This is a genomic window from Pseudomonas sp. QTF5 (assembly GCF_000512695.2).
Lineage (GTDB): Bacteria > Pseudomonadota > Gammaproteobacteria > Pseudomonadales > Pseudomonadaceae > Aquipseudomonas.
In genome coordinates this window covers 82,576-101,227 of the sequence record NZ_AZRW02000001.1, presented here as the reverse complement: position 1 = coordinate 101,227, position 18,652 = coordinate 82,576, and the positions used below count along the sequence as shown (strand labels likewise).

General features: G+C 56.4%; 22 protein-coding genes and 1 pseudogene. 9 read left to right on the top strand and 14 right to left on the bottom strand.

The window, feature by feature from the left end:
* Window positions 1-20: 20 nt before the first annotated feature.
* Complete coding sequence (locus IC37_RS00550; RefSeq protein WP_030130975.1) at window positions 21-884, bottom strand: CAP domain-containing protein; 864 nt, start codon at window positions 882-884, stop codon at window positions 21-23.
* Window positions 885-1,135: 251 nt separating this feature from the next.
* Between IC37_RS00550 and IC37_RS00545 the strand changes: the two genes are divergently transcribed.
* The 3 genes from IC37_RS00545 to IC37_RS00535 all read left to right on the top strand — a co-directional run bounded on the left by IC37_RS00545 (window position 1,136) and on the right by IC37_RS00535 (window position 3,537).
* Entirely contained in the window at window positions 1,136-1,948 is an 813-nt protein-coding gene (locus tag IC37_RS00545; RefSeq protein WP_030130976.1) for an AraC family transcriptional regulator, read from the top strand.
* Window positions 1,949-2,044: 96 nt separating this feature from the next.
* Window positions 2,045-2,431, top strand: a complete 387-nt coding sequence (locus IC37_RS00540; RefSeq protein WP_030130977.1) for a cupin domain-containing protein — start codon at window positions 2,045-2,047, stop codon at window positions 2,429-2,431.
* A gap of 284 nt (window positions 2,432-2,715) precedes the next feature.
* Window positions 2,716-3,537: a MinD/ParA family protein gene (locus tag IC37_RS00535; protein ID WP_030130978.1), complete on the top strand. Its 822-nt coding sequence runs from the start codon at window positions 2,716-2,718 to the stop codon at window positions 3,535-3,537.
* 188 nt (window positions 3,538-3,725) lie between these two features.
* Here the strand turns inward: IC37_RS00535 and IC37_RS00530 are convergent, their stop codons facing one another.
* Genes IC37_RS00530 through IC37_RS00520 form a run of 3 tightly spaced genes read right to left on the bottom strand, consistent with a single transcriptional unit; the run spans window position 3,726 to window position 5,391 of the window.
* Window positions 3,726-4,211: an adenosine-specific kinase gene (locus IC37_RS00530; RefSeq protein ID WP_030130979.1), complete on the bottom strand. Its 486-nt coding sequence runs from the start codon at window positions 4,209-4,211 to the stop codon at window positions 3,726-3,728.
* Window positions 4,212-4,258: 47 nt separating this feature from the next.
* Window positions 4,259-4,762, bottom strand: a complete 504-nt coding sequence (locus IC37_RS00525) for an SLATT domain-containing protein (RefSeq protein ID WP_008075107.1) — start codon at window positions 4,760-4,762, stop codon at window positions 4,259-4,261.
* 56 nt (window positions 4,763-4,818) lie between these two features.
* On the bottom strand, window positions 4,819-5,391 hold the full coding sequence (locus tag IC37_RS00520; RefSeq protein ID WP_030130980.1) for a thioesterase family protein: 573 nt from the start codon (window positions 5,389-5,391) through the stop codon (window positions 4,819-4,821).
* A 112-nt stretch (window positions 5,392-5,503) separates the two neighbouring features.
* Between IC37_RS00520 and IC37_RS00515 the strand changes: the two genes are divergently transcribed.
* Window positions 5,504-6,469, top strand: a complete 966-nt coding sequence (locus IC37_RS00515; RefSeq protein ID WP_030130981.1) for a GlxA family transcriptional regulator — start codon at window positions 5,504-5,506, stop codon at window positions 6,467-6,469.
* 113 nt (window positions 6,470-6,582) lie between these two features.
* Window positions 6,583-7,215 carry a glutathione transferase gene (gene yfcF, locus IC37_RS00510; RefSeq protein ID WP_030130982.1) on the top strand — a complete coding sequence of 211 codons (633 nt, stop codon included), beginning with the start codon at window positions 6,583-6,585 and terminating at the stop codon, window positions 7,213-7,215.
* 15 nt (window positions 7,216-7,230) lie between these two features.
* Here yfcF and IC37_RS00505 read toward each other — a convergent pair whose 3' ends face one another.
* The gene (locus tag IC37_RS00505; protein WP_030130983.1) at window positions 7,231-8,028 is read right to left on the bottom strand and encodes an alpha/beta fold hydrolase; all 798 of its coding nucleotides are present in this window, start codon (window positions 8,026-8,028) and stop codon (window positions 7,231-7,233) included.
* A gap of 134 nt (window positions 8,029-8,162) precedes the next feature.
* Between IC37_RS00505 and IC37_RS00500 the strand changes: the two genes are divergently transcribed.
* Window positions 8,163-8,552, top strand: coding sequence for a cytochrome c family protein (locus IC37_RS00500; RefSeq protein ID WP_030130984.1), 390 nt, complete (start codon window positions 8,163-8,165; stop codon window positions 8,550-8,552).
* A 23-nt stretch (window positions 8,553-8,575) separates the two neighbouring features.
* Here IC37_RS00500 and IC37_RS00495 read toward each other — a convergent pair whose 3' ends face one another.
* From IC37_RS00495 to IC37_RS00475, 5 genes are all read right to left on the bottom strand, one after another.
* Window positions 8,576-8,881 (bottom strand): hypothetical protein, encoded by a 306-nt coding sequence (locus tag IC37_RS00495; protein WP_030130985.1) that lies wholly within the window; start codon window positions 8,879-8,881, stop codon window positions 8,576-8,578.
* A 305-nt stretch (window positions 8,882-9,186) separates the two neighbouring features.
* Window positions 9,187-9,579 (bottom strand): VOC family protein, encoded by a 393-nt coding sequence (locus tag IC37_RS00490; protein WP_030130986.1) that lies wholly within the window; start codon window positions 9,577-9,579, stop codon window positions 9,187-9,189.
* Window positions 9,580-9,655: 76 nt separating this feature from the next.
* Window positions 9,656-10,135, bottom strand: coding sequence for a YbaK/prolyl-tRNA synthetase associated domain-containing protein (locus IC37_RS00485; protein WP_030130987.1), 480 nt, complete (start codon window positions 10,133-10,135; stop codon window positions 9,656-9,658).
* 16 nt (window positions 10,136-10,151) lie between these two features.
* A complete protein-coding gene (locus IC37_RS00480; protein ID WP_030130988.1) occupies window positions 10,152-10,910 on the bottom strand; it encodes a TSUP family transporter in 759 nt (252 codons plus the stop codon).
* Window positions 10,911-10,914: 4 nt separating this feature from the next.
* Window positions 10,915-12,000: a TauD/TfdA family dioxygenase gene (locus IC37_RS00475; RefSeq protein WP_030130989.1), complete on the bottom strand. Its 1,086-nt coding sequence runs from the start codon at window positions 11,998-12,000 to the stop codon at window positions 10,915-10,917.
* A 109-nt stretch (window positions 12,001-12,109) separates the two neighbouring features.
* Between IC37_RS00475 and IC37_RS00470 the strand changes: the two genes are divergently transcribed.
* Window positions 12,110-13,039 carry a LysR family transcriptional regulator gene (locus tag IC37_RS00470; RefSeq protein WP_030130990.1) on the top strand — a complete coding sequence of 310 codons (930 nt, stop codon included), beginning with the start codon at window positions 12,110-12,112 and terminating at the stop codon, window positions 13,037-13,039.
* 144 nt (window positions 13,040-13,183) lie between these two features.
* Here IC37_RS00470 and IC37_RS00465 read toward each other — a convergent pair whose 3' ends face one another.
* The 4 genes from IC37_RS00465 to IC37_RS00450 all read right to left on the bottom strand — a co-directional run bounded on the left by IC37_RS00465 (window position 13,184) and on the right by IC37_RS00450 (window position 16,942).
* Window positions 13,184-14,716, bottom strand: coding sequence for an IS66 family transposase (locus IC37_RS00465; RefSeq protein ID WP_030130991.1), 1,533 nt, complete (start codon window positions 14,714-14,716; stop codon window positions 13,184-13,186).
* 18 nt (window positions 14,717-14,734) lie between these two features.
* On the bottom strand, window positions 14,735-15,127 hold the full coding sequence (gene tnpB / locus IC37_RS00460) for an IS66 family insertion sequence element accessory protein TnpB (protein WP_256580596.1): 393 nt from the start codon (window positions 15,125-15,127) through the stop codon (window positions 14,735-14,737).
* Window positions 15,128-15,164: 37 nt separating this feature from the next.
* Window positions 15,165-15,350, bottom strand: coding sequence for a hypothetical protein (locus IC37_RS00455; RefSeq protein ID WP_030130992.1), 186 nt, complete (start codon window positions 15,348-15,350; stop codon window positions 15,165-15,167).
* A 143-nt stretch (window positions 15,351-15,493) separates the two neighbouring features.
* Window positions 15,494-16,942: a hypothetical protein gene (locus tag IC37_RS00450; RefSeq protein WP_030130993.1), complete on the bottom strand. Its 1,449-nt coding sequence runs from the start codon at window positions 16,940-16,942 to the stop codon at window positions 15,494-15,496.
* Between the two features lie 929 nt (window positions 16,943-17,871).
* Between IC37_RS00450 and IC37_RS30805 the strand changes: the two genes are divergently transcribed.
* The gene (locus tag IC37_RS30805; RefSeq protein WP_081729364.1) at window positions 17,872-18,003 is read left to right on the top strand and encodes a transposase; all 132 of its coding nucleotides are present in this window, start codon (window positions 17,872-17,874) and stop codon (window positions 18,001-18,003) included.
* Between the two features lie 233 nt (window positions 18,004-18,236).
* A pseudogene (tnpB, locus tag IC37_RS28705) lies at window positions 18,237-18,455 on the top strand (IS66 family insertion sequence element accessory protein TnpB); the annotation flags it as partial.
* Between the last annotated feature and the right edge of the window lie 197 nt (window positions 18,456-18,652).

The window sequence follows — 18,652 nt, the reverse complement described above, 5'->3', positions numbered from 1 at the left end:
GGTTATGGAGCGCGCCGCACTCAAGGCGCGCCAAACAGCATCGTCCAATAAACACCCTCATCACTGCGCGAATCGGCGGCGTAGGCTGCGCCCACTTGGGTAAACATCGGGTTCATCAGGTTGGCGCAATGCCCGGGGCTGGCCAGCCAGCTGGCCATCGCTTTGTTCGGTGAGCTTTGCCCGGCGGCGATGTTTTCGCCAATCTGCCGGCCTCGATAGCCAGCGGCTTTGGCCCGATCCAATGGCATATCACCGTCGGGATCGCGGTGGGCGAAGTAATTGCCGTAGGCCATTGCCTTGCTGTGGCCTTGCGCGGCGGCCCCCAGGGCGGCATTCCAGGTTAACGGTCGTGCGGCGGCAAAGCGTTGGCGCCCGCACAAGCGCGGCCTGGCCCGTGCCGCATTGACCTCGGCCAGCAACGCCTTGCCCGCTGCGCGCGAATCGCCGACACGTCCGTCGAGTACCGGTTGCGCCAGTACTATCTGCCATTCGCTACGGGCGCGAGTGACGCCGATATCGGCGAACTGGGTATCGAGCAGCGCCCCGCAGTAGTCGCTCTCAAGCATGTCAAACGCCTCATCGGCATCTTGCGCGCCGACCACGCGAATGGTGCGCACCGTCACCGCTTGATAGCCCTTGGCTTTCAAGGCGTTGCGCAAACCTCCGCCGCCATAGCCGACCGGCAAGGCCAGGTTCGATTTCAGCGACAGCGGCCGCAACGGCTTGACCGCACGCCCCGCACAGCGATCGGGATCGGCGCGGTAATCATTGATGACTTCCACCAGCTGCCGCTCCCCACTGGCATGAGCGGGGCTGGCGAACAGTGCACACAAAGGCATCAGGCACAGCGAGATAAAGCGACAGCAGCGGACGGTTGGGCGCATGAACGGACAGCTCTGATGAGATGACGACGATAGGGAGGATAGGAACGAGCAATGACCGTAGGAGCGCTTCGTTGGGTGAGCTTCTTTTACGGCACGGCTAAGACTGTGGGTCTGAAGACTGGTTCACGACGGGAAGAGACAAATTTAACGGCGAGGCCGTGGGGGGATTCAGGCTTGTATCCGCCAGTCACTCAAGGACATCAGGCGTCCGGACTGGTACCGTACTGACATCATTCGGGCGGTACAGGGACATGACTAAAACCAGGGGTGACAAAGACTGGGTAAAGCGCTCGGTTCAGCCGTTGAAGATGGAGCGCATCGAAGCCTTTTTTGGTGGCCATGGGTTTACGCCGCATCGCCACGATACGTACGCCATCGGACGAACGCTGTCGGGTGTACAAAGCTTCCAGTACCGCAACGCCAAGCGTCACAGCCTGCCCGGGAAAACCATCGTTTTGCATCCGGACGAGGTGCATGACGGTGAAGCCGGTACCGAAGCGGGTTTTCATTATCGAATGATTTACGTTGAACCTGCCTTGATTCAGCAAGTATTGGGCGGCAAGCCCTTGCCCTTCATCGAGGGTGGTTTATCGAGCGACCCACGGCTTGGTGCCGCGACCCAGGTGCTGCTGCAAAACCTCGACGCTTGCATCGAACCTCTGGAAGAAGACGATGCCATTTATGATCTCGCGCAAGCGCTGGATGTGCTCTGCGGTCAACGCGGGCGGCGCAAGTCGTTTGATTTTGCAGCGGCCGAGCGCGCGCGAGCGCTTATTCATGAGTCGCTGGATCGAGTCATTACCCTGGAGGAGTTATCGCAGGCCAGTGGTCGAGACCGATGGAGCCTGAGTCGTGATTTTCGTGCGCTGTACGGTACGAGCCCCTATCGATACATGACTCAACGACGTCTCGATCTGGCAAGAGCACTGATGTTCGGGGGCTACTCGATGGCGGAGGCGGCCGTATCCGCAGGCTTTTTCGATCAAAGCCACATGACGCGCCAATTCATCCAGACCTACGGCGTCTCACCCGGCCGGTGGATGAAGAGGCTGGGCCTTGCTTGAGGGTGTTCTTGGGCTACTTGCACAATCATGCAATACGCAGCGCTGCTCCTCTCCTAAAGTCAGAACTCGATAACTTGGCTAGAAAGGGCTACTCACATGCATTCCCAACCCGGCGTAACGACCTGCACCGCGATTAACTTTGCCGAAAAATTTGCTTTGTTCAGTGAGCAATGGGCACCCAAGGTCATTGCCGAAATGAACGATTACCAGTTCAAGGTGGTGAAAATCGAAGGCGACTTTGTCTGGCATTCCCATGCCGACACCGATGAAACCTTCATCGTCCTCGAAGGCGAGCTTCGCATTGATCTTCGAGAGGGCGCCGTCGTGGTCAGGCAGGGAGAAATGTACGTCGTCCCCAAGGGCGTCGAACACAAGCCTTATGCTGAGCGAGAGGTGAAGATGTTACTGATCGAGCCGCGTGGCGTGCTGAATACCGGCGATCAGGAGGGAGAAAGAACCGCAATCAATGATGTCTGGATTTAGACGTCTTGGTAGTTTCTTCATCTCTGGGTGAGCAGGGCGCCTGAGAGCCTGGCGCCAGTTCAGCCGCATCCATCGGTACATCTGCCAGCAAGCATTCAGGAACGCAGTGTCATTCTCTGAATCAACCAATTAGCGGCGTTTTCGTTGAAAAGGCTCGATGACATGTGGCGAAGTGCCTCTCGTCGGAAGACAAAGCGGCTATTTTGCGCTTTTCAGCTATTCTTCTGGCATCAGGATGGTGCCATTACGTACTGGCACACAATGCGCAGGGAAGGGGAGACAAAATGGATGATGTGCATTGCGTGCAAGTTATCGCTGTAACGGGCGGTAAAGGTGGCGTGGGCAAGACAACGGTGGCGGTCAACCTTTCGTTGGCGCTGGCAAAAATGGGGCGGCGCGTCGTATTGGTGGACGCCGATCTGGGCCTGGCGAATATCGATATTCTGTTGGGGCTGACTCCGCGCTACACACTGGCCGATGTCATCGAAGGACGTTGCGAGTTGTCCGAGGCGCTGTTGCCTGGGCCTGGAGGTATTCGTGTTGCCCCGGCCTCTTCGGGCTTGCAGAGCATGATTCATCTGGAACCTGCGCAATACCGTGCGCTGATCCAGTCCTTTAGCGATATTGGCGACAAGCTGGATGTGCTAGTGATCGATACGGCCGCCGGTATCGGTGGCTCAGTGGTCAACTTCATCCGTGCGGCGCAGGAAGTGATAATAGTTGTATGCGATGAACCCACCTCAATCAGCGGTGCTTACGGGCTGATCAAATTGCTCAACCTGAACTACGGCCTGCATCGGTTTCGCGTGCTGGCCAACATGACGGGCAGTCCGTCGGAGGGCCGTAATCTGTTTGCCAAGCTGGAAAAGATTACCGATATGTTCCTGGATGTCTCTCTGCAATACGTCGGCGCAGTGCCGAATGACGAATGTGCACACAAAGCCGTGCAGAAAGGGCGTGCGGTGTTTGAAGCTTTCCCCCGTTCCAAATGCGCTCAAGCCTTCCAGGCCCTTGCTCATAACGTGGACTCCTGGCCATTGCCGACTCATCCGAGAGGGCATGTGGAGTTCTTCGTTGAGCAGCTCGTGCAGAATTCGGGCAGGTGAGTCTCAAGGCCTTGTAATGTTGTTCACTTAAGCGCTCATCAGTCATACCTGCCTTTGTGGCGAGCGAGCTTGCTCGCGCTGGGCTGCGCAGCGGCCCCAAAAATCTGACAAGTATTGCCGGTTTTTGTGAGTGCTACGCACTCAAGCGGGAGCAAGCTCCCTCGCCACAGGTTTCTCACTGACTCAAATCACAACTTGTAGCCGATCTGCCGTAACAAGTTTTTGCGCCACAGGATGTCTTCATCACCTTCAATGTCTTTGGCACAGAAGCCATCCACCACGCCCAGAATCCCTCGTCCCTGTTCCGTCTCAGCAACAATCACTTCGGTTGGATTGGCTGTTGCACAAAAAATGCGGCACACCTCTGGAACCATTTTGACGGTGTTCAACACGTTCAGCGGATAGAAACCGTCGCCCAGGAAAATGATGAAGCTATGGCCCGCGGCAATGGTTTGCGCATTTTTCTGTGCAAGTTCGATCATGGCAGTATCGGTGCCGGACCATCGCACCAGGCATTTGCCGGAGGCTTCACAAAAGGCCACGCCAAACTGGATACCGGGCACGGCATTGACCAACGCTTCATGAATATCCTCGACGGACTTGATGAAATGCGTCTGACCCAAAATGAAGTTCGTCGCTTCCGGCTTGTCGATTTTCAACGTGATGAGTTGCATTTCAAACGCCTCCTTTCACGATGCTGCGGACCAAGTCTGGCCTTTGATCAAGCCGGGACGGTGTCTTGCCCCGCTGGCGGTGGCTCTGTGTAGACGCGAACATCCCCCAGTCTCCTTATCGTCGACTTAGGCAAGGTCGGGGCATCAAGAAGAATCGAATCAATGCGCTTGCGGATGTCCAAAACGATTGGACCCAGGATAGCCTCGTCCTTGCCGCTGGCGATTTCGTCCTGAATCTCACGTGATATTGCCCCGAGTTTCTCGGCGGTGTCTTTGTGCCCGGCAGCCCGGGTGTCAAAGTTCAGGAAGGTCTGGACCGAACTCAACACCAGGGTCAAGAGTGACAGGACGCCGGCGACGTATTGGAGCCATACGGGCGAGGAGTCACTGATCGAGCCAAAGACGCTGGCGCTGACGATGGCCGACAGAACAACGCAGGGGATGCCCAGTTTCCAACTGAATTTCTCGAAATCCCGGGCACTGATTTCGTGTTCGATCTGCAACCGAACGATCATGCGATTCCATTTGGTCAGTAACTCGAGCCGGCTCATGGTTGCAGTCCTTGGCAGGGGATTCAGAGGAATATTAGCTTCTATTTGGCCGCCTGTTAGGGTTCAGAGACAGGACGAAGCTGAGTCACCAGGCCTTCTTCCTCTCGAAGTTGGCGGCTCATGTCGTCGCAGCTTTGCGACCAGGCCGTCAACCACGTCGACATCTGGGGTGACCGTTCGGCCAATCCCAGCTCCCGGACAAACTCGGCAGGCGGGACCGTGCCTTTGGCCGCGCGGAACAGACCCCGCATGATGACGACGCCGATCACGCGTCCTTTGCTCACGAAGCGGTGTTCCATAAAGCTCCACTTCTCGTCCCAGCCGAGTATTCGGGTATGAACCTCAAATGATTCGAACAGCTTCAGCTCACGACGAAACTTGCCCCAGGTATCCCCAACGATCGGCACCGCTTTGTTACGCAGGGCGACTCGATAGGCACCGCTGCGCAGGACGAAGTCCATGCGGCCCACGTCGGCCAAGGTGAAATAGCGGCCATTGGTGACGTGCCGGTTGAGATCGAGATCGAGCGGCCAGACGCGCATGCGGATGACGGTAGTGGCCAGCGCATCAACCGGCTTGCGCCATGGGCGACGAAACAGCATGAGGATAAGTCGAAACCAGAGATTCATAAGTACGCCGAGGGCTGGAGTAGAGGGGTGCACTTTAGGGCGGAGAAATCGGATAAGGTAGGTGCACAAATGACTTTTTTCATGCGAAAAGCGCAATCGGGATCATTCATTCATGCACGTTACTCTGTTATTGGCTGATCAATGTTCCGCCGCCAGCGCCACCTTGGCGCTGGAGGTGCTCAGTGCCGCCAACCTGTTCGCTGGCACCACCAGCGCGCCGTTTGATGTGGTCGTTGCCTCATTGGATGGCGGTGACGTCGCCGCGTGGGGCGGGCAGACGCTACGCGTAGACCGATCCATCGCCGAAGTCTGCCGAACCGATCTGGTGGTAATCCCGGGGTTCCTCTTCACCCTGAAGGATGCCTTGCCTGCATTTGCAGGTTATGGGCCGTGGCTGCGCCAACAGCATGCCCAAGGTGCCGTTGTGGCTTCAATGTGTACAGCAGCGTTCATGCTGGCCGAAGCGAGAATGCTGGACGGTATTCGTGCCACCACACATTGGGCCTTCGCCGATCTTTTTCGCCGTCGGTATTCCGCGGTCTGTCTGGAGGAGGCGCATATCCTTTGCGAGGACAATCGCGTCATCACCTGCGGGGGCGCGAGTGCGGCCATGGATCTTTTGCTGCACCTCATCCGCCGGTTCGCTTCACTGGAGCTGGCGCAGAAGTGTGGCAAATACTTGTTGGTCGACAACGTGCGCAGCGAGCAATCGGTCTATGTCATGTGGTCACTGCCGAAGAACCATGGGGATGGCGATATCCTGCGCGTTCAAGATTGGCTGGAGGATCACTTTCATCAGCCGCTGTTGATCAATGACGTGGCCCAGCGATTCGGGTTCGGCGTCAGGAACTTCAAAAGGCGTTTCAAGGACGCCACGGGTTATACGCCGCTGACCTACCTGCAAGCGCTACGCGTGGAGAGGGCAAAGCAGCTGCTTGAATCAACACGGATGACGCTGGACAGCATCACTTACAAAGTCGGTTACGAGGATGGCAACTCCTTTCGCAGGCTTTTTCGGCAGCGAGTGGGCATGCTTCCAGCGGCTTACCGGAAGAAGTTTCAACCGAATGCGAGCTGAGCGGCTTTTCAATCGTAGGTATTCCGCTCAGGAATGCCCCCATAAAAATCATGAATTTTCTTTATGGCTCTGGATCTCGTAGCGTGTCTGCTCACCATATGGAGATGACCCCCGTGAATGATTCCCGCCTGCGCCTGTACGTTGATGCTCAATTCACCAGCCCTTATGCGATGTCGGCTTTCGTGGTCCTTCGCGAAAAGGGCATCGAATTCGAACTGAGCCCGCTGGACCTCGACGCGGCTGAAAACCAGGCACAAGACTATGCCAGCCTGTCACTGACCCAGCGCGTACCGACGCTCGTGCATGGCGACTTTGCCTTGTCTGAATCGTCGGCGATCACTGAATACCTGGAAGACGTTTTCCCTCAGACGCCGGTTTACCCGCAAGACTTGATGCAACGCGCGAAGGCACGACAAGTCCAGGCATGGCTGCGCAGTGACCTGCTGCCCATTCGGCAGGAGCGATCCACGCTGGTGGTGTTTTATGGCCTCAAGGCAGCGCCTTTGTCGCCCGCTGCCGAGTCGGCCGCGCGCAAGCTGATCGGTGCCGCGCAAGCGCTACTGGCTGACGGCCGCGAGAATTTGTTCGGCCAATGGTCGATCGCCGATGTGGACCTGGCCTTGATGCTCAACCGGCTGATACTCAACGGTGACGCCGTGCCACCCGCGCTGGTGGAATACGCACAGCGTCAATGGCAGCGGCCTGCGGTGCAGGAGTGGGTCAACCTGCAGCGTCCTGCGCTGTAACGGTGTGAAGTCAGGTCAACTGCGCTCAATAAATTGCACGATGACCTGATTGACGATCTCCGGATGCGTCACCGGCCCCATATGACCGAGCCCCTCGAGTTCTACCACTTCAACGTTCGGCAGTGAGCCGGTCAGCAGCCGCGCCACTGCCCGTGACGATGCCGGCGAATCCTTGCCGACCATGAACAGCACCGGCAGGTTGAGCGAACGGAACGCCTGCAATGGCGTCGGTTCGTTCAACAACGCATGAGCCCAGCCCTGCACATTGGCGACCGCGGCGGCGATGGAAGGCTTGCGTTGTGCCGGGGTTTGCTCCCAGGCCCCGGCGCCCATCCAGTAGTCAATGAAGCGCTGGGCCGCTGCGTCCAGGTTGCCCGCCTCAAGTGCCAGCCCGGCGTCTGCGACGACTTCACGGATGGCATCCGCTTCATTGGGTGGAGGCGATTCAGCGTCGAGCAGGGCAAATAATGTTGGCTCATACAAAGCCATGGCGCGCACCCGGCCAGGGTTCTGCAACGCCGCGACCAACGCCACCGCCGCACCATAAGAGTGACCGACCAGAATGAGCGGTTCGCCGGCGCGGGCGAGCACCGGCTCGGCGAAGCGCGCTTCTTCACTGAGGGTGACGATTCGATCGGTGGGCCATGGCGGGCTCTTGCCGGCGCCAAACGAATCGAGCGCGAGAACCCGAAACGTTGCGGCCAGGTGATCTTGCAGTCCACGCCACTGCACCGAGTGACTCGCATTGGCATGAAAGCAGACAACGCCCGGGCCCACGCCCGAGTCCCGGAAAAAAGGTTCGACGGGTTTCATTCTGGCGCTCCTGCAACGACGTTAAAGGGACGAAGAGAGTTATAGGTTAACTTCAAGGCTTCGGCGCAGCAGCCAGTCATGATGAAATAGCCGCCCGTTTTTGCTGTCAGCAATACCTGATTTGGAGCCGCCCCATGAAAAACGCCACCGCACTTACCTTCGCCTTGATGCTTAATACCGGATTATTCAGCATGCAAGCAGAAGCGGCGGGGGAGGCTGAAGCCGGTCAGAAACTGTTTAACCACATTTGCGGCAGCTGTCATCAAGTGGGGACTTCGGCACGGGGCTCTTTTGGTCCGCAACTCAATGCCATCTTCGGGCGCCCTGCGGGAAGCACGACGGACTACCAGTACTCATCCGCGATGAAATCATCAGGCGTCGTCTGGACCCGCGAAACACTCACCGCATACATCGAAGCGCCAAAAGAAGTGGTCCCCGGAACCCGCATGATTTTCTGGGGCCTCAGCGATCCGGAGAAGATCGAAAACCTGTTGGCCTACCTTCAGACATTTCAGCCGCAATAATCTGTGCCTCAATGCGCCGCGCCTCACCCCCATGCTTTTCCGAGCTCCTCCAGACCCGCGTCTTGCAGGTTCTGCGCACTCATGACCACGCGCAGTTTGCAGCTGGCCTGAAAGTTGAGAAAGAAAGGTTCCGCATAGCCGGGAATTTCGGAAGGGTCTTCTATATCGATCAGAAAAATCCCACTTCGCATGCCGTCGTGCTCAGTGAAATAAGTCGCCTCCGGCTTAATGGTTTCCAGGACGCGGTTCATGATTTCGCCGATCTTCCCCGACCTGACAAGCGCGTTGAAAGGCTCATGGGGAAACTCGACCATCAGTAGCATTTTCATTATTCGATACTCTGTTGAAGTGGCGTGCTCCTTACCCGGATCCCTACTCCTGACGATGATGCCGCAAGCCCTGCGTTCAGCCGTGCCAGCGGTGGTGTGTGGTTAAGAATAGCGAAGGGTGAGAGGCTGCCGGGGCAGAGTTACGGACGGTCGTTTTTGATGATTCAGCGGCGAGGCGAAGGGCTTGTTGGCTGAAGTCATGCAGTTCTGTGATGAAAGCAATTTTATGCAGCGTGGCTTTGGACGTTCGAAGAGAGACACGCCAGCATCGCCTATAGAGGCGATGCCGACTCACCGATCCCCGATTACTGCTGTACCGGCGTGCAGAGTTCTACCAACGTTCCGTCAGGGCATCGAACGTAAGAGACGATTTGTCCCCAGGGCTTGGCGCTTGGTGCGGAAATTTCGGTGGCTCCCGCCTTCAACGCTCTGGCGTGCGCCGCCGGAACGTCCTCGGTCACCAGGCCTACTTCGATTCCGAGTGGTTTGGGGGAGGAGTGTGCCGAGACATGGCCCGCGCTGAAGTTCATCGCGGCCAGTTCATCGGCGGCGAATGCCAGCGCGGTTTCCCCTGTTTCGAGTTCGCCGTAGGTGTTGGATTCATGGAGGAAGCGAACGCTAAACCCGAAGGCTGACGAAAAGAACTGGAGTGAGGCAACGACGTCCGGGACGTAGATGATCATGTAGCCAAATTTCATGAACGGGCATTCCTTGTCTTGTTAATTGAGTGGCAAGTCACGGTTACTGGCATTCACCCACGCAGTAACGGTGTGCTCAGGCCTGGCTGATGTCCAGCAACCGAGGCTTGGCAATTGCCAGATAATCCTGCGTATCAAGCACCATCGATGCATCCAGTCGACCGGCGTTGAAGGCGATTTCGCGGTAGCCGGTGGTCAGGGCCGGATCGACGATCAATTGAATCCGCTCATCGAAGACGAAAGGAGGGATAGCGCCGATCTGGCACCCGGTCAGTCCCATGGCGGTTTCGGCCTTCACCAGTTCGGCTTTTTTCCCGCCCAGGGCCGCTCCGACCTTCTTCATGTCGAGCTTCTGGTCGCCTGGCAATATCACCAGGGCATACGGTTCGGCCTGACCCTTGAGCGAGCAGAGCATGGCCTTCGCGCCTTGGCCGGGCTCGGTGCCGCGGATTTCGGCGACCCGCGCCGACTGGCCCTCGGCATCGTGCATCAACACTCGGTAGGAGGCTGCGCGGGCATCGAGTAGCGCCACCAGGCGATCGAACATGGGATGCATGTGGTTTTCCTCAGGTTTACAGGAACAGATCGTAGGACAGCTTGCTGATCAGGATCACCAGCAACACCAGGAACAGGGCCCGGACAAAGGGCACGCCTTTATGAACCGCCAGCCAGGTACCGGTCAGCGCGCCCAGGATGTTGAATGCCGCCATGGGGATTGCGATCAGGTAGAGCACGTTACCCGTCGGAATGAAGAATATCAGCGCCGCTACGTTGGTCGCGATGTTCACCAGCTTGGCCGACGCCGAGGCATGAAGGAAGTCGAAAGCGAAGCAGCGGATAAACAGGAAGATCAGAAAGCTGCCAGTACCGGGACCGAACAGACCGTCGTAGAAGCCGATGGCACCGCCGATGACGATCGCCAGCAGTTTCTCTTTGGTACCGATGCGCATGGGTTTGTGCAGGGCGCCGAAGTCCTTTTTCCAGAAGGTGTAGATCGCCATCAGTACGATCAACACCAGTACCGCCGGCCGGATCATCGACTGGGGTACGAACGACACCGTGGCCGCTCCGAAGAAGGCCATGACAAAGGCCGCACAGGCGGCGGGAATCACCAGGCCCCAGTTGATCACCACCTTGCGCACGAAGGACCGCGCCGCGAATGCGGTGCCGCAAGCCGCTGCGACTTTGTTGGTACCCAGCAGCGCCGCCGGTTGTGCCGTGGGCAGCACGTTGAACAGCGCGGGTATCTGGATCAGTCCGCCGCCGCCCACCGCCGCATCGATCAAGCCGGCGGCGAAGGCGAACACGCAAAGGATGACAATATCGACCATGAAATCAGGCTCTGACGATGAAGGGGAGGTGAGGGTCCAGCGGCATCACGCGTGCCAGGTCGTTGACCCCGAAGACACGCAGCATCCAGCGGTCGCGACCGTCGTAGCGGGGGGTAAAACCGTCCCGGGCATGCAGGGTTTGCTGGTTCTTGAAGATCAGCATGTCCCCCGGTTGCAGCAGTATGTGGTGCACGACATCGGGATGATTGGCGGCGGCGGCGAACAGTTGCAGGGCAAGCTGCGCGTTGGCGCAGTTCGCTTCGACACTCGCTTTGTTGTAGCGGCAATACAGGCCACCGGTTGCGCTTCTGTACAGCAGGGGGACGTTTTCCAGCACGTTACCCTGTTTGCCGAAGGAGGCCGGTCGGCGAATGGCGAAGTTCGGTCGTGACAATTCTTCTTCGACGCAGGCCGGCAGCATGGCCAGCACGTCGTCAATGGCGACGATGCGCGTCGGCACGCCGGGCTCGCAGCGCAGGCCGGTCAGGGACAAGTACTCCGGACAAGCCGACAACTGCGAGACGGGTTCGCAGGTCAAGGGCAGGTGAGGGTTGTCGACATGCATGTCCAGGTCCGCGCGCGAGCCATAGGAGCTCTTTTCGGTCTCTCGCTTGCGCTTGGGCGATACGTGGCGGAACACCGTGTCGTCGCTTTCACCCTCGTATGCCAGCGGACGGGTTTGCAGGATTTGCAGCACGGACAGGATAGCCCCGGCCAGAACCGACACGTTCTCGATACCCGGCTCCATGTCGTAGGGCGTGGCGGGCAGTTGCGGGTCCAGCGGCAATCCCCTGACGATCATCGCCACTTCTCGGGCCTGGGGAAAGTGGCGCAACTGCTGGATTTTCTCGGCGGACAGGACACTTTCCAGCAACTGCCCCAAGGCCGGCATGTGGCGGATGCCCGAGGCGCTGTCGGTCACGGCCAGCGATGCCAGGCCGGTTTGCAGTGTGCGCTGTTCTTCGAATGACAGATGAATTTGCGGTATCTCCTGTCGGGTCGAAGTCGATGATTTTTTTTCCAGCCATTCATGAACTTCTTCACCGATATGGGCCGTTGATTTTCCGACTATTTCATCCAGCTTCGACACGTCCTTCTGCTCCTGTTTGCCCCATCCTTGTGGGTTGAGCGGGAAGGTTAACGGAAGGGCCTTTTTTGTGTTGCAATGCCACGTTGTGAAAAGTGCAATGAGGTGGTCAGTGGCGTTGAATATGTTGGGGGAACTTGAAGCCTTCGCGACGGTGGCTCGCAAGCGCAGCTTTGTCGCGGCGGCACGTACTCTGGGGCGCTCCCCCAGTGCGCTGACCCGTGCCGTTCAAGCCCTGGAGGAAAGTGTCGGGGTCAAGTTGTTCAATCGCTCGTCCAATGCCGTGAGTTTGACCGAGGCGGGTGAGCGCTTGATGCCTCACGCTTACAAAATGCTGGATCTGCAACGTGAGGCGGAGGAAGACCTGGCCGGTCTCAGCGGCCTGGCCTGTGGCTGGATCCGCTTTTCCGCCCCCGAGTTTCTCGGGCACGGGGTATTGCCCCGGTTGATCGCGCAGTACTGCGAGCGTTATCCAGACGTGAACGTCGATGTGATTTTCACCGATGAAACCATCGACCCGGCCAAGAGCAAGCTGGACTTCTCGATTCGCGGCGCGTTTCCGCAATCCAGTGACCTGATCGGCTTTCCACTCTGGAGTTATTCACGTTATCTGTATGCCAGCCCCGGGTACCTGGAGCGGCGCGGGATGCCCGACTCCATCGAGGCCCTGGAGGCGCACTCGCTGATCCTGCATACGGCGCCGCGGATTCTCAAGGAATGGAATTTTCGCAGTGAGGAGCAGGCCATCAGCTTTCGGGTTCATCCCAAGTTTCGTTTCAGCTCGGGTTTGGCGGTGTTCCACGCGGCCCTGGCGGGCGTCGGGATCGCCCGCCTGGCGGACTGGCTGGCGGAGCCCGAAGTGCAAGCGGGGCACCTGCTCCGGGTCTGTCCCGAGTACAAACTCACCTCCAGCGGCGGTGAGAGCCCGCAGATGCACGCGGTGTACCCGGCCGGGAATCTGCCGCTGCGGGTGAAGTCGTTACTGGAGGTGATCCGTGGCTTTGGCGAAAGCCTTGATCGAAAGCGTGCAGTGACGCTATAGGTTGACCCTCAGCGTTGTTGAACTGGTTGAGGCGGGCCTTCGGCTCATCGTGGGCCGCCCAGAACTGCACCTGATTGCCTTGTCTTTGCAGGCTGTTGTGTAAGCGCTCCATAAACCCCACCTGTTCAAAAATAGGCGACGCGCTTAGCGAGGCGATGCGGGTGAGCAGTTCCACGGCAGCAAGACTTCGTAATCTTCAACCGAGGTTGCCTGTGGCAGGCGCTCAAGTGCGTGGCGCAGCCACGCATAGGGCTCTTGGCCGTTGGCTTTAGCCGTCTCGACCAAACTGTAAAGTTGAGCGCTGGCCGCTGCGCCCTTGGGCGTATCGCTGAACAGCCAGTTCTTGCGCCCGATAACGAAGGGCCGGATCGCGCGCTCGGCGGCGTTGTTGTCGATCGGCAAATAACCGGCTTCGGTGTAGCGCACCAACTTGATCCAGTTGCTGGCCAGGTAGCTGATGGCTTTGCCCAGTGCATTTTGCGCCGTCACTTGTGGCTGGGTTTTCTCCAACCATGTTTGCAATTGGGCCAACACCGGCAGGCTGTTTTGCTGTCGGCTTTCGTGGCGATGTTCATCGCCGACTTCTTTTAAATCTCGCTCGATACCGTACAGCTTGTTGATCAGATTCAGGGCGATATCGGCACGCCCGGTTTTACCTTTAGGCTGCACCTTTTGCGCCTCGACAAACTTGCGTCGTGCATGGGCCCAACAGCCTAAACGTTCGACACCGGACTGCGCGCCCAAGGCGTTGTAACCAGCATAATCGTCGGTCATCAGGTAGCCGCGATAACCTTCGAGCAGGCGCGACGGAACCTCCTGCGCCCGGCTGGTCGAGTAGTCAAAAAGGATCACAGGCTGATTAGGCGGTCCGCCGGTTTGCACCCACATCCAGGATTGACTGGTCGGCTCTCGATCAGGCTCTTTCATCACCTGTACACGCGTTTCGTCGCAGTGGATGACGTGACTTTCCAGCAGTCGATCCCGCATCAAGTTGAGCAAGGGTTGCAGGTGTTCGCCGCACTGGATAACCCAGCGCGCCAAGGTCTGGCGTGGGATATCGATACCGTGGCGGCCCAGCACTTTTTCGAAGCGGTGAAGCGGTAAGCCGTCGACGTATTTGGTCGTCAGCAGCATCGCCAGGACACTTGGGCTGGCCATGCTTTTTTCAATCAGTTGAGCGGGCTTGTCCGCGGTAACCGGTGCGGTTTCGCAATCGCGGCAACCGTAGATCTTGCGGACATGTTTGATCACACGGATTTGCATCGGCACGATCTCCAGCTGCTCGCTGATTTCCTCACCAATGGTGTGTTTACGGCAACCGCAGGCGCAGGTCAGTTCGTGCTCGGGCAGTTCGTGGATGACTTCGATACGCGGAAGATCGGCGGGCAGAGGCTTGCGTTTACCGCGATGTTTGGTCGGAGCGACAACCTCTTCTTCCACCGTTTCGTCGACAGACTCGGCCACGCTTTCAACTTCGTTGAACAAGGCCATTTGCGGGGTCGCGGGATCGGCTGTCTGCTCTGACTTGCGCCCGAAAAGGCGCTGACGCAACAACGCGTTTTCTTCTTCGAGATGAACGATCTTGCCCTTATCCGACTCGCGCTCACTCAGCATTTGCTCAAGCAGTTGCTTGAGCAAAGCAGGGTCGTCAGGAAGGTCTTTGGGCATGGAAATCATGCCCTGGATTATACCGAATCAGGCGACGAATCGAGGCGTCAAAACTTGATGCGGGCGGTTGCGCCACAAATCAAAACCGTCCAATAACCAGTTGAGTTCTTGAACCGTCAGCACGATGGCTTCATCCGAACAATCCGGCGATGTTTTGAAGCGCTCGGACTCCAGCCGCTTTAGCCAAAGGCAAAAACCGTTGCGCTCCCAATACAAAATTTTCACTCGGTTTCGAGGCTTGTTGAGGAACACGAAAAGCACCGGGTCAAACACCGCGACCTTGATGTCCAGTTCGACCAGAGCAGCGAGGCCATCGATGGATTTTCGGAAGTCGACAGGTTTGGGGTAGAGATAGACTTTTTCGACTTTTGCGTCGGGACGCATCATGAGGTGCTGGCTCCGGAAAGAAATCGAGAGCACAGCATCGGGGATCAGGTGGCGGCTTTGAATGTGGGGTTCATGGAGCGCTTACGCTGTTGTTGTCGAGCAGCAACCATTGTTCGTCGTCTGTCTCTGCCACTTGGCGCCAGTCCGGTCGGGGGAGGTTTTTGCACGCCAGGGTGAATTCCCGGTTGTTCATCAACATGGCGTGGTAACGCGCCGGTAACGCAGTCGCCAGTTCGAGACCTTTGTTACGCAACATGCGGTGACAGTTTGCGCAGACAAGCCTTAAGAACAGCCAAGACTATGAATCCGATTCTCCGATCCGCACGCTTTGGCGTTAGGTGCGGGTTTGTTTTATTGCTATTCCATCCATCCATCCATCCATCCATCCATTGCTCTTTCTTACTCTGCCTCTACCTTGTTTTGAGGTTGATAGGGGTCCGGCGCGACCATATACCCGGGACGTGAGGTGGCATTGCCAGTCGCTCCCTGTAATTTTGCTTTTTCCTTTTCTATCCATTCATCCATTGCTTTTTGCTCTGCCTCTACCTCGTTTTGAGGTTGATAGCGTCCCGGCGCGGCCGTATACCCGGTACGTGAAGCGGCATTGCCAGTCGCTCCCCGTAACTTTGCTTTTTCCTTTTCTATCCATTCATCCATTGCTTTTTGCTCTGCCTCTACCTCGTTTTGAGGTTGATAGCGTCCCGGCGCGGCTGTATACCCGGTAGGTGAAGCGGCATTGCCAGTCGCTCCCTGTAACTTTGCTTTTTCCTTTTCTATCCATTCATTCATTGCTTTTTGCTCTGCCTCTACCTCGTTTTGAGGTTGATAATGCCCCGGGGTGTCTATATATCCACTGCCGTTATAACTTGGCTCGTCGTTTTTGACGGTGCCATCCTTCAAGCGCTCCGACGAACTAGTAATGCCTCTTAAACTTCTATCGTTTTCTTTAGCTTCAGTCGCAACCTGGCTTGAGTTCTGACTGACAGAATTTTCACTCGGTTTAACGGTGTTTGCGGTGGGTGTGTCACTAACTGGGTTAGATTCCAGAGGGCGGGTAGCGGGAGCAGAGACAGTGTCTACTCTAACTTTCGATTTGTTACTTTTTTTTTGAATTTTCTTTGTCGCTGAAGAACCAGGGTTTAATTCTTTTTTATTCTTGTGAGTAAGGTTGTCAATCGAAACATAGCTAACAATTTTGTTGGGCTTTTTTTTAATGTTCGAATTATAAAACTTCACTTGCCTCTGTGTTAGCTGAATATCAGCAATAGAGGGCAACCGAATGAGACCAACAATCGCCTCACGAGCAATAGCATATGTAAGTTGGTCAAAGCTGTAAAAAAAACTATTGCTGGATTTTGGTATGGCAGGGGATAGCGCCATTACTTCAATGGCACTATTATGCTTGGCGAGTATTTTCCCTGCCACTAAATCTTTATATGTGTAAACAACATTGCACTTAGATCGAACTCCACCCCGTGCGTCGCTTATAGATACTGAAGACACTTCTGCGCTTATTTCAATGCGGCCACTGTAATTTCCAAATTCGATAAAATGATCGCTATTGTGAATTTCTTCCTGGGTCGCATCCTTAATAGCGCTCCCCCAGTTTGAAATTTGTAATTCGCTTAAAAAGTTATTGTCTATATCTACATTTTCTTTGGTTTTTACTTCTGCAGGAAGTACAATAATATCTACATTGTATGCAAGGTCGTAATAGTCAATGTCAGGAACAATGCTCTTGTTTCTTGCGCTCGAGATTTCTGAATAGTTTCTTATGTCGGCACAACTCGCAATTCCGAAAAAACTAAAAGCCAGCACGAGTAAGGCAGTTCTTTTTTTTATCGACATGTTACTCTCCTGTGACTATTGATTAAGGACTTGCTTTGTCGCTGACGCATAACAGTGGGTTAGACCGAATTCGGCGATAAAGAAATAGTAGAGGTCCCTAGATAACTCTGCGCTACCAATTCCGACTTTTTTTAAAAGTCCATATAAATCATAGGCCTGTATTTCACGCCCTAGGTCGAGGAAACTGAGTGTAACCCTTGGCTTTGGGAGGCCGCTTTTGGCCGATTGCTGTCTGTCAGCAAGGACGGCTTCCGACCCTACATAGCGGGTCTTCGCCGACTGTAATTTAGCCTAATCGTTGCCGCTGAGATGTGCCGTTCGCGTACGCCCGTTTGAAGACTAGGTAAAGCGCGCCGGTTCGATTCAGGCTGGAGCTGAGTTGCTCGACTTCGGCGTCAGAACTATTGCGCCGTCGATCACTTCAATGCCTCAAGACGTCGCCGATGCTGAGTCCTAAACTGGCGAGTAGATCAGGCGGCAAGTCGACGATGACGTCGCCACTTCCATCCTCAGGATCTTGGCATTTCACTGTCCAGCGTTGGGCTTCGGTCATGACGTTGCTCACATTTTGGTCTTGGCGGGATGATTCATTATGCTCGCAGTGTCTTCGACGGTTGAAGCGCGCTCCTGCCTAGTAATGGCATCTCCTAGCCGTCCTCTGTCGGTCGTCACAACGACGCTTGTTGGTCAAGTCGAATGCAAACGGCTGGTCAGCACGATGCAATTGGCCAGTCAGTGACAATGCAAATGGGTAGTCAATGCAATTTCCCACTCTCCAAAGAATCCCATTTTTCCCGCATTAAATCGGGACTCGTTCATGAAAGAGGGTAACCGTCCGGGCAACACACCTTCCTGACACCGTCGCTTGAGGCGATGGTGTCCACTTAATTTAAGTGGACACCATTTCTAGCCTTTTAAGCGGATTTTTCATGCAGCCACAACGCCGTTCCTATTCCAAATCCTTCAAGGCTCAGGTCATTGCCGAGTGCGCCCAGCCCGGGGCCTCAATTGCCAATGTCGCGCTGAGCCACAGCCTCAACACGAACCTCGTCCATAAATGAATTCGAGTGCAAACGCAGAAAGCCATGGCGCTGCAACCTGCTTTCATTCCGCTGCCCTTGCAGCTAGCCGGAGCAAACTCGCAAGCTGCGTCATCAAATATCTGTCTCGAAATCCAACACCCACGCGGTACCGTCAAAGTGAACTGGCCGACCGAAAGCGCTGCTGCCTGCGCGATCTTTCTTCGAGACCTGTTGCGATGATCCGCATCGACGCCATCTGACTCGCCACCGAGCCCATGGACATGCGCGCCGGCACCGACACCGCGATGGCGCGGGTGGTGGCGGTGTTCGGTGCGGCGCAGCCGCACTGTGCTTATCTGTTTGCCAACCGCCGCGTCAATCGCATGAAAGTGCTGGTGCACGACGGGCTCGGCATCTGGCTGGCGGCCCGTCGTTTGCACCAGGGCAAGTTCTTCTGGCCGGGTTCTCGGCACGGCTGTCAAATGAATTGAGCGCTGAACAACTGCATGCCCTGGTGCTGGGTTTGCCTTGGCAAAGAATCGGGCCTGACAGCGCGATTTCACCACGGTTTCCCGTTGCCGAGAAAGCCTTTGTACCTTCTTGCTGTAGTTAACCCTTTGGGCCACGGGGGCGCCGCCAAAGCCGGACATGGTGACCTGCACTGTCGATCCCGTACTAAAACTACTGC